The sequence below is a fragment of the Deinococcus piscis genome (assembly GCF_014653275.1).
GTDB lineage: Bacteria > Deinococcota > Deinococci > Deinococcales > Deinococcaceae > Deinococcus > Deinococcus piscis.
In genome coordinates this window covers 1-1,117 of sequence record NZ_BNAL01000082.1, presented here as the reverse complement: position 1 = coordinate 1,117, position 1,117 = coordinate 1, and the positions used below count along the sequence as shown (strand labels likewise).

Annotated in this window: 2 protein-coding genes; both read right to left on the bottom strand. The window is 57.7% G+C overall.

Going from position 1 to position 1,117, the window contains the following annotated elements; all coding sequences use genetic code 11:
* Window positions 1-792, bottom strand: a 792-nt coding sequence (locus IE158_RS13395) for an integrase core domain-containing protein (protein ID WP_189644202.1), incomplete at its 3' end; no start/stop codon positions are given.
* Between the two features lie 32 nt (window positions 793-824).
* Window positions 825-1,117, bottom strand: a 293-nt coding sequence (locus IE158_RS13390) for a transposase (RefSeq protein ID WP_229839143.1), incomplete at its 5' end; no start/stop codon positions are given.

Sequence of the window (1,117 nt, the reverse complement as noted above, 5' to 3'; positions counted from 1 at the left end):
GGGATAGGCGTACCCCAGGCTGGAATGTCTCCTTCCAGAGTTGTACCAGTCTCTGAACTTCGTGCTGAACGCACGAAGCTGGGCAATGTCAGTCAATTCTTCCCGGAAGACCCCATCATATTTGAAGGTCCGGTTGAGCCTTTCCAGGATGCCCATTCCTCCCTTCTGCGAGACCTTGGCCCGTACCCAGTTGCCCAGCTCCTGACAGGCCGCCTGGAATGCGCCAGACGTAAAATCTGAGCCACCATCAGTCATGACCAGGAGCGGGTCATGGATGCCGAGATGGTGCAGTACATGGACTCCTCGTTGCAGCGCGGTCACCGCGCTGCTGGCCGAGAGCTGCCGGACCACCTCAATGTGAAGCAGTGCGCGGCTTTCTACATCCAAGACGAGATATGCCCAACAGATTCCATCTGGCAGGCGGAGCCGCGTGGCATCTATCTGAATCCGGCGGCCCGCTGGCCAGAGAACGACGGGCGTAGGGTTCACTGCTGGACGGCGTTTCTTTCTGGGAACTGGACGCTGCACCTTCAACTCCACCATGCAGCGACGGACAGTATGGAGGCCCGGAGCAGGCCGCAGAACATCTTGTAGGGCCTGATAAATCAGACGGTAGCCGCTGAGTGGCTCTTCCAAGGCTCTCAGCCGCACTGCTTCCAGAACGTGCTGACATCGTTCCGTCCGCTGTGCAGAACGCTCTGCGTTCTGCCGGGCATCGCGCAGGACGTGATAAGGGCGCTCTACCTCGCTGGCAAACTTGCTGAGACTCAGCTTCGGGTGGTCTTCAAGCAACTCCTGGTAGCACGCCAGGAGTCCAGCTACGCTCAGAGACCCCGGATTTTTTTTGCGATATAGAGCGACAACTCCTTATCCGCAATGATGGCCTTGAGCTGTTCGACTTCTTTCTCCAGCTTCTTTTGAGCTGCATCTGGCCTGGCTCCCTGGAGGCGGGCGCGTCCCGCTTCCAGAAACTGGGCACGCCAGGTGTGAATCAAACTCTCGCTGACCTCGTATTCACGAGCAGCTTCTGCAATGGTCTGTTCCCCGCTCAGGACTGCCAGAACAATCTGCTCCTTGACCTCAGGTGACCAGGTTTTGCGTTGTTTTCCCATATCTT